Source organism: Microcystis sp. LE19-84.1B (assembly GCF_027531875.1).
Taxonomy (GTDB): Bacteria; Cyanobacteriota; Cyanobacteriia; order Cyanobacteriales; family Microcystaceae; genus Microcystis; species Microcystis panniformis.
Genome location: NZ_JAPZSR010000090.1, coordinates 1 through 8,070, shown reverse-complemented (window position 1 = coordinate 8,070; position 8,070 = coordinate 1). Strand labels below are relative to the sequence as shown.

At 42.5% G+C, this 8,070-nt stretch carries 9 protein-coding genes and 1 pseudogene; 4 read left to right on the top strand and 6 right to left on the bottom strand.

What is annotated here, in order from left to right; all coding sequences use genetic code 11:
* From O9324_RS05470 to O9324_RS05460, 3 genes and pseudogenes are all read left to right on the top strand, one after another.
* A pseudogene (locus tag O9324_RS05470) lies at window positions 1–277 on the top strand (zinc ribbon domain-containing protein); the annotation flags it as partial.
* Window positions 278–446: 169 nt separating this feature from the next.
* The gene (locus O9324_RS05465) at window positions 447–962 is read left to right on the top strand and encodes a type IV pilus modification PilV family protein (protein WP_287628841.1); all 516 of its coding nucleotides are present in this window, start codon (window positions 447–449) and stop codon (window positions 960–962) included.
* The gene (locus tag O9324_RS05460) at window positions 940–1,575 is read left to right on the top strand and encodes a pilus assembly FimT family protein (RefSeq protein ID WP_287628840.1); all 636 of its coding nucleotides are present in this window, start codon (window positions 940–942) and stop codon (window positions 1,573–1,575) included. Before O9324_RS05465 ends, O9324_RS05460 begins: the two co-directional genes overlap by 23 nt.
* Window positions 1,576–1,616: 41 nt before the next feature.
* Here O9324_RS05460 and O9324_RS05455 read toward each other — a convergent pair whose 3' ends face one another.
* Window positions 1,617–2,018 carry a sll0565 family protein gene (locus tag O9324_RS05455; protein ID WP_002768149.1) on the bottom strand — a complete coding sequence of 134 codons (402 nt, stop codon included), beginning with the start codon at window positions 2,016–2,018 and terminating at the stop codon, window positions 1,617–1,619.
* A gap of 72 nt (window positions 2,019–2,090) precedes the next feature.
* Between O9324_RS05455 and O9324_RS05450 the strand changes: the two genes are divergently transcribed.
* Complete coding sequence (locus O9324_RS05450; protein WP_288139657.1) at window positions 2,091–2,372, top strand: DUF6439 family protein; 282 nt, start codon at window positions 2,091–2,093, stop codon at window positions 2,370–2,372.
* Here the strand turns inward: O9324_RS05450 and O9324_RS05445 are convergent.
* The 5 genes from O9324_RS05445 to menA form a co-directional block, all read right to left on the bottom strand.
* Window positions 2,369–2,770 carry an ATP-binding protein gene (locus O9324_RS05445; RefSeq protein ID WP_002768151.1) on the bottom strand — a complete coding sequence of 134 codons (402 nt, stop codon included), beginning with the start codon at window positions 2,768–2,770 and terminating at the stop codon, window positions 2,369–2,371. The genes O9324_RS05450 and O9324_RS05445 overlap by 4 nt on opposite strands.
* Window positions 2,771–3,111: 341 nt before the next feature.
* The gene (gene rlmD, locus O9324_RS05440) at window positions 3,112–4,479 is read right to left on the bottom strand and encodes a 23S rRNA (uracil(1939)-C(5))-methyltransferase RlmD (RefSeq protein WP_288139656.1); all 1,368 of its coding nucleotides are present in this window, start codon (window positions 4,477–4,479) and stop codon (window positions 3,112–3,114) included.
* Window positions 4,480–4,481: 2 nt separating this feature from the next.
* A complete protein-coding gene (locus tag O9324_RS05435; RefSeq protein ID WP_002768153.1) occupies window positions 4,482–4,934 on the bottom strand; it encodes a DUF29 domain-containing protein in 453 nt (150 codons plus the stop codon).
* A 56-nt stretch (window positions 4,935–4,990) separates the two neighbouring features.
* Window positions 4,991–6,685, bottom strand: a complete 1,695-nt coding sequence (locus tag O9324_RS05430) for a helicase HerA domain-containing protein (protein WP_002768155.1) — start codon at window positions 6,683–6,685, stop codon at window positions 4,991–4,993.
* Window positions 6,686–6,990: 305 nt separating this feature from the next.
* Window positions 6,991–7,902 carry a 2-carboxy-1,4-naphthoquinone phytyltransferase gene (menA, locus tag O9324_RS05425; RefSeq protein ID WP_288139655.1) on the bottom strand — a complete coding sequence of 304 codons (912 nt, stop codon included), beginning with the start codon at window positions 7,900–7,902 and terminating at the stop codon, window positions 6,991–6,993.
* Between the last annotated feature and the right edge of the window lie 168 nt (window positions 7,903–8,070).

Below are 8,070 nucleotides of genomic sequence, written 5' to 3'. Positions count from 1 at the left end.
GGGAGAAATTACATCGAAATAGATAGATGGTTTCCTAGCTCTAAAAGGTGTAGTAATTGCGGGTATATTGCCCTTGAAAATGCCGTTAAATGTTCGAGAATGGGACTGTCCAGACTGTGGGACTCACCATGACCGAGATATTAACGCTAGTAAAAATATTTTGGCCGCAGGGCTTGCGGTGTCAGTCTGTCGAGCGACCTGATGACCAGAACAGAGTAAATCTGTTAAGGCAGGTGCGAAAAATCCTTCGGGAAAGAAGCAGAAACCTAAATCGTGAGGTTTGGGAATCACCGTCCGTTTACGGCGGTGAGGATGTCAACTGGGTACTCTGTAGTTGAGAGATAAAAAAAGTCAGTAGTGTTCAGGAAAAACTGGGGGGGTGAAAAGTGAAATCAAAAGAAAAGGGAATACCGTTAAAACTACCGTCGTCCGAGTCAGGTTTCTCGATGTTAGAAGTAATCATTGCCATTTTAGTTATTACTGCTTTCTTAACGGGAACCCTACAGTTAATGGCAGTGAATGCCTTATATAAAGTTCGGTCAGAAAGACAAGCTCAAGCTAACTTTTGGATACAAGAAGATTTTGAGGATGTCAAATATTTAGCTTCGACTTTAGATGTGACTTCCAGTCCCAGTTATGTCAGTCCAGATGTGTGTACAAATATCAATCAGGGTTATGGCACAGCTTTGAGAAGAAGACTAACGAATACTCCCCTGACCACCATCACTATACCGACGGCTCAAGAATTAGTACCGACAAGAACAATTGTCGGGAAAAACTATTCTCTCGCTCGAACTTTTAATATTGCTAAACAATCGGATAATCCCCATCGTCTCCGTATTGATTATCAAGTCAAGTTAGCAACGGGTCAAACTCCTAATGATTACCAAAACCAAGAAAATGATGTTATTGCCAGAAGTTCTGTCGAGGTGATTCCCGATGCGTCGTTTAAATGTCCATAAAAATCAGGGTTTTACCCTGTTAGAAATTTTGGTAGCTTTGGCAATTGCGGGAATTCTTGCCGCCTTAACTGGACCTAATTTATTAGCTTGGTTAAATAGCAATAAAGTCCAAGAAGCCACCGATGCTATACAATCAGCCCTACAGGATGCTCAAAAACAAGCCATCCGTCTAGGGAGAATTTGCACGATTAATTTTACTGACGAGACTGGCACTGGTCCCACGGTTTACCGGCAAATAACTGCCAGTGACCCAGGTTGTTTAGTGGCGACTAATACTAATGCGGGTTCCTTAAATCTGCCGCAGGAAGTATTTATGGTGGTGAATAATTTTCCCACCCTGGGCGGCAGTCCGGGGGTGCAGTTTTCCTTTCGGGGTCATGTGCCGCAGGAGCCAAAAAGTAAGCTCCCCCGGTTTGATCCGCCGAAAGATCAAGCGATAATCGTATTATATTCCGCCGCCAATGCCGACGAGCCCTATCCCAACCAAGAGAGAAAATGTATAGTTATCGCTTCTTTGTTAGGAATAGTTAAACAAGGCACTTATAACGGCGATCCTCTAGATACGCTCAATGCCAATAATTGTAAAATCCGTCTCGATGGAACCGAACCCTAATCAGCTTCTCAAGGCAACACACCCCACTCCTGTGCAGTTAATCACCCGCTGCAGGATCGCAGAATCCAACCCAGTAAGACTCCGATACCACCAAAGCGGACAATTTGCCAAAAAACTTCCCCCAGTAGTCCGCGACGGATTCCTTCCCAGAATAGGCGCTTTAATTCCCCTTCTTTAAGTAAATTGCTTTCTAAAATTACCTCTAATTCTTGAATCTGTTCGCGAATTTGTAACAATTCCTTTTCTAGTTCAGGTAGGGGATTTTCCCGCCATTGGGGTTCTATTTGGCTAAATTGTGCCTCTAGGTCTTTTTTTTGCTGTTCTGCTTCGTTGATCTGTCGATAACGGTCTTTTAATGTTGCGATCGCCGCTTCGACTTCTTCAATCGCTTGGGTAAATTCTGCCGATTCATCGTTAGGATAGGGGTTTTCTTCTAAGGACATGGACTCGATGGGATTTCCTGCGTCTAAACTATAGTTATAGACGATTTTACGGTTTTACGAAACCTTTTGATTATGATTCCATCCCCTGTCTCTTCCTCCTCTCAGACTGTTGATGATCTATCTACCCTGGAATTGGCGCGGATTTTGGCGGAACGTTTGGCGATCGCACCGATTGACTGGCATCGTCTGAAGGCCAACCGTAATGCTCGGGCCGCTGAACAAGTGGGGACGGCTTTGGTGTTTTTATTAGATAATCAGCCAGAAGAAGCACTTCCTCGGCTACAACAGGCTACAGGCTGGCTCGATCGCTCGATTTCTGCTCCTCCCTGTCCTTCTCATGGTCATGGCCATTAATTCAACCAGCGTTCCTGTTTAATTTGTTTACAAAGTTTCAGTTGGGTTCCTGTTTGATTCCAGTGAACTTGGTCGAAGATTTGATATAACATACACAGTCCTCGGCCATTTTCCGCTTCTTCGGGGGGAAAATCGGGACAATCGCAACTACAGCCATGATGGTGACAACGGGGGGTAAATCCACCACCTTCGTCGGTAATTACCCAAGAATACTCGTCTCTACTGCTAGAAAATTGAACAACCACGGTTTTGCTGGGATCGAGATGATTGCCGTGTTTAGCGGCATTAACTAAAGCTTCTTGCAATCCTAATCTAATTTCTGGTTCTAATTCTTCGGGAATACTAGCGGTCAATAAATCTAAAATCGGACAAAGATACAAGGTGGAAGCGAAACTCATGGTGTTCCAGCTTCTTTTGCTTGTTGGCAGTGAAATAGCAATCACGCGCTTTACCTCTAGCTTTTATTCAATGACTGTTCTCTTACAGAAAGATTAAGGTCTCTTAACCGTCGATCTAGATGATTGCCATACCTAATAAGTCATATTTTGTCCCTTTTATGTCTCTGAGATTGATTAGATATTTTTATGATTGATCTACACACCAATCGAGAATCAAGGCCACTTTGAGCGGGTAATTAATCAAAAAAGTAGTTAACTGGAACGGGGCTTAATATGCTATTATCCTTAACCGTTGACTTTTCAGCCATAAACGGCTAAAGGGTCGGGTTTTTCCCCTTATTTCATCCTACCATATTTGTGTTTTTTTGTCTAAGAAAAGCAGCGCATTCGACGTGGGGAGTTTGGGGAAAGAAATCGGCGGTTTGCACTTCTAGCAGTTGATAATCGCCTGTTTGACAGAGATATTGCAAGTCTCTGGCTAAAGTTGCACTTTGACAACTGATATAAACAATGCGTTGACTTTGCAGCTGTAACAGACTATCAAGGACAGATCGATCGCAACCTTTGCGGGGCGGATCGAGTAGAATAATGTCAGGTTTAACTGTCAGTTGCGGTAAAATTTTTTCTACTGCCCCCAAAATAAAGGTTGTGTTGGTAATATTATTTAATTGGGCGTTAATCTTGGCTCGATCGAGGGAAAAGCTATAGGATTCTAGTCCAATCACCTCTTTAACCCGTTTAGCGAGGGGTAAAGTAAAAGTACCGATACCACAGTAGGCATCAATAAGAATTTCTTCACCTTTAAGCTCTAATTTCTGGCAAATAAGCGCAAATAAGGCTTCAGCAGCCTCTGTATTAACCTGAAAAAAGGTATCGGCAGCCAATTGATAGGTTAATCCGGCGAACTTTTCGGTAATATAATCCCTTCCAGCGATAGTTTGAGTCTGACTGCCAAAAATAGCATTACCTCGATCGGGGTTATAATTGACGGTTACACCGACTAAATTGGCGTATTTTGCCAGCCATTGCCGCGCCTGGGTCTCAATTCCCTGTAAATTATTATCGGTACTAATCAGGGTTAATAAAATTTCTCCCGTGTGCCGGCCAATTCTTAGGGATAAATGGCGTAATTGTCCTTGATGGGTCTTTTCATCGTAAATTGACCAGCCTTGCTCCTGAATATCCTGTTTTATCTCTGCTAGAAACGGATTTAAAGCCTGATCTTGAATCGGACATTGATTGAGATTAATCAGATGATGGCTGCCGCGACGATAATAACCTGCTTGCACATTGCTGGTGGGGGAAAATCCGAGGGGATAGGTAGCTTTATTGCGATAAGCGAGGGGAGAATTACCGGTGAGGGGAGGATAAACCAAAGGATCGGTAAACCCGCCAATTCTGGTTAATACCTCTTGTACTTGCTCTTTTTTCACCAGGCGCTGAAATTGATCCTCGATGTGTTGCCATTGACAGCCACCACATTTATCGGCGACGATGCAGCGGGGACGGATACGATGGGGAGATGCTTGTAGAATAGTTTGTAGTTTGCCGATCGCATGACTTTTTTTGATATAGGTGATGCGAGTTTGAATGCGATCGCCAATAACCGTATCTGGCACAAAAATCACCTGTCCTCGGTATTTTCCCACACCTTCGCCCGTATGGTTGAGGTCGGTAATCTCGATCTCGATTAAATCACCTTGTTGCATAGTTAAGGAAACCAGTTTTCATCCAGGGTTTCTGCTGGGGTAATAATGACTTTTATGGGAATTTCTTGCTTGCTCAATTTTGAGACTATTTGCCTAGCTTTTCCATAACAAGAATCGAAAATTTCGAGGAGATAAGGTTTTAAGCTAGGACTGTCTTCCAGCAGATCGGCAATTTGAACTCGAAAATTAATAATTTCCGCTTCCCATTTATTAGCATTATACTCTCTTTCCGTCTGCCAATAAACTAACTTGAGCAGATGAGCTAATAATTGAATTAACAAACTTTTGAGAGCCTGTCGATTATTTTTTCCTATGCTTCCTAATTCCTCGATCAGATTAGTCCAGTCAACCGAGGCAAAATCCTCCTGTCGTAATTGGTTAACGGTTGTCTCGATCCATAGCTGAAAATCTCGATCGTATAAGCTGATCTTCGAGATTGGTATTTGAGCGGTCATGGGAGGTAAACAGTAAAAACAATCCAACTCTATTCTACAATCAAAAATTAATTTTTCTAAAATCCTAGATCAGCTTTGGCAATTTTGGCCGCCGCTAATACTTCCTCATCGGGTAATTCTTTCCAGTCGGTCGCACCTATTTCAGCATAGAATTTTTGATCGTAGGCGCGAGTACGAATTACTACCGGCATAGGGACCGCATGACCTAAAACTAAAGCTTGTTGTTTTGAGTCTAATTTCGCTAAAACTGATCGCAAACTTCCCCCTCCAGAAACCCCAGTAAATATGGCTTCGATGTCCTTTTCATCGTTTAATAAACAGGTGATTCTCGTCCCTACCTGAGACATAACTTCGTTATCAATTCCTGAAGGTCTTTGATCGACAATTAAGAGAGTAACAAAGTATTTTCGCATCTCTCTGGCGATAGTTCCAAAAATAGTTTGATGTACCACAGCAGAATCTAAAAATCGATGAGCTTCTTCAATGGTAATTACTAACTGTTGCGGCCGATCAACGGGGTTTTTAGTTTGTAAAAAATATTCAGCTTTTTTAACATAATTAGCATGAATCCGACGGGTGATCATATTGGTGGCTAACATATAGGAAAGCATATTACTTTGGGAGCCAAATTCAATAACAACGTGCTTACCCGCATCTAAAGCTTGTAAAACCTGATCGATATAATTGTGGGGACAAACACTTCTTAAATATTTCAAACTATCTAGACGCATTAATTTTCTCTGAAGGGACATTATTGATCCCGCATGGCCTTGTTTTTCCGTACAGAAGATTTTAATGTCCTCGTTACTCATATTTAATAACTGAGTAATCCAAGATTCCCCATACTCGTTATAGAGAATATTGGCATTATCTAAACTAGCTTCCGAGATGCCTAATTCCCGACCGATTAAACGAATATCTTCGATTTCAATCTGATTATAACTTAAGAATAATTCCTGCGCTCCTCGTACTCCCCGACGTTTGGTAGAATCGGGATCGAGGGTATAAATTTCTACCTGTCCGGGGAATAATTGACATAATCCTTTCACCGTAGAAACCTCCTTCCCCTCTTTCATCGCTTCCCAACCGTATTCCGAGTGCATATCAAACATGAGGTTAACCCCTGCTTGTTTGCGAATAATACCCGAAATTAGTAATCTAGTTAAAAAGGATTTTCCCGTCCCTGATTTGCCAAAAACACCGTTACTACGTTCCACAAAGCGATCGAGATTAATACATATTGGCACGTCCATGTCAAGGGGTTGACCAATAGCAAAATTCTTTCTGGTGGGATCATCTTCCCAACCGAAAACCATGCGAAAATCCTGCTCACAAGCTTCATAAACTTGGCTAAAATGCGCGGGAATAGTTTTAACTGGCAGTAATTCTAAATCGGCGCTGGTTTGGGGTTGAAAAGAGCCTAAAGAAGTGTCGGAAACTGCGGGAGAATTACCTCCAGTCGGGGTGAACATGAGCATAGGCGATAGTTCAATCGTACCATAAGTACCGCTACCCGCTAAAACATCGCGCATAAAACTATCATCGGGATGGGGAGGATTCGCGATAATTCGGGGACTGGAGTTACCCAGGGAGACATCGGTGAGGAGACAGAAAAAACGCGAGCGAGTGCCTTGCACCACTAAAAATTTACCGACGCGCATATCTTCCACGGAAATATCCGGATAAAGACGGATTTCTAAACCTTCACTCAGGGAACCTTGAATAACCGATCCGAGGGGCTGTTCACTCATGCTAACCTTTATTTGTGGCGATCTATCCCCCTATTCTGTCACTTTTCCGTTAATAAGTGCAAACTCGATCGGGTTTGGAGATGGGGAAATGGGGATGTGGGGAAATGGGGAGAATAAATACAAGCTGAATGCTGAATATTGACCACCGATGATAGCTAGAGGAAAAAAGTAATTCGGTTAATTTTTTTTCGGTCTATCCCACCTAAAAATGAGGGGTTCGCAGGCAGGCACGGATTCCCATTATGAGTATAAGTATATGTCAAGTGATGGGGTTTTGTCAAGGGGTTTAAGAAAAAAAATCCGGTCTATGAACGGGAAGCAAGGAAATAGCCAAGGGAGAAGAGAATGCCAATAAAAAAGTGAAGATTAACCGCTATAAACTTGCAGTTACTGACTAGCTGAGGTTGGTCGTGATTTTGGTTAACGTGGTGGACTAATTGCCAAGCAAAAGGGAGACTAAGGAAGATTAAAAGGGTGAGAGGGGGATAAACCTGCAGCAGGACAAAAACTACCGTTAAAACGTAAACGAGAACCGTCACTACGGTTAAAACTTTAGAACCTTTTAAAGTACCTAAACGAGCAATAGGTGATTTTTTACCCGCTTTGAGATCATCGGCAACTTGATGGAAATGGGAACAAAAAAGGATGATAGAAGTGGTAATCCCGATAATAATTGAAGCCGCTAGACTAGAGAGAGAAAAAGCACCAGCTTGGGAATAGTAGGCAGCGGCAATCGCTAAGGGTCCAAAAGTAAAGAAACAGATAATTTCACCTAATCCTTGATAACCGAGACGGAAGGGAGGCCCTTGATAGGTATAGCCCAAAAAACAGCAGAGGGCGATTAATTCTAGGATAGTCCAATCGCCTCGCCAATAACTAATAGCAAGAATACCAGCAATACCCACTAATAGAAAAAGATTACTCAGCCAGAAAATTAAAGATTTATTGCCGGTTAAATTAACGATCGAATGTGCCTTATTGACATCGATCCCGGTATCGGCATCAAAAACATCATTACTGAGATTTAACCAAGCGAGAATTAAAATAGCTGAGAGGATAAAAGTGGCAAAAATCGGCAGAGAAAATAGACCTGTTTCCTGATAAGCGATCGCTGTTCCCAAAATAATCGGTATAATTGCCACACTATACATTGGTGGTTTAATGGCTGCTAACCAGAGTTTTTGGGGCGAGGGAGTGGTGACAGTATCGGTGGTCATAGTTAGGGTTTGCTGACAAAGTTTTTCCTAGTAGTAGGGTGTGGGGTGTGGTGCGAATCGTTGCCAACAAACTACACAGAAACACCAAAACAGGATAAGCCGCTACGAAAATGTAGAACCTACAAAACAATATAACCCTACACGAGCGGCTAAGAAATAACCTTAGTC

Bases quoted from the DNA above. Each gene is read 5' to 3' on its own strand.
- O9324_RS05460 (WP_287628840.1), top strand. From the start codon at position 940: ATGCGTCGTTTAAATGTCCATAAAAATCAGGGTTTTACCCTGTTAGAA.
- O9324_RS05445 (WP_002768151.1), bottom strand. From the start codon at position 2,770: ATGAGTTTCGCTTCCACCTTGTATCTTTGTCCGATTTTAGATTTATTG.
- O9324_RS05465 (WP_287628841.1), top strand. From the start codon at position 447: ATGTTAGAAGTAATCATTGCCATTTTAGTTATTACTGCTTTCTTAACG.
- menA (WP_288139655.1), bottom strand. From the start codon at position 7,902: ATGACCACCGATACTGTCACCACTCCCTCGCCCCAAAAACTCTGGTTA.
- O9324_RS05430 (WP_002768155.1), bottom strand. From the start codon at position 6,685: ATGAGTGAACAGCCCCTCGGATCGGTTATTCAAGGTTCCCTGAGTGAA.
- O9324_RS05435 (WP_002768153.1), bottom strand. From the start codon at position 4,934: ATGACCGCTCAAATACCAATCTCGAAGATCAGCTTATACGATCGAGAT.
- O9324_RS05450 (WP_288139657.1), top strand. From the start codon at position 2,091: ATGATTCCATCCCCTGTCTCTTCCTCCTCTCAGACTGTTGATGATCTA.
- rlmD (WP_288139656.1), bottom strand. From the start codon at position 4,479: ATGCAACAAGGTGATTTAATCGAGATCGAGATTACCGACCTCAACCAT.
- O9324_RS05455 (WP_002768149.1), bottom strand. From the start codon at position 2,018: ATGTCCTTAGAAGAAAACCCCTATCCTAACGATGAATCGGCAGAATTT.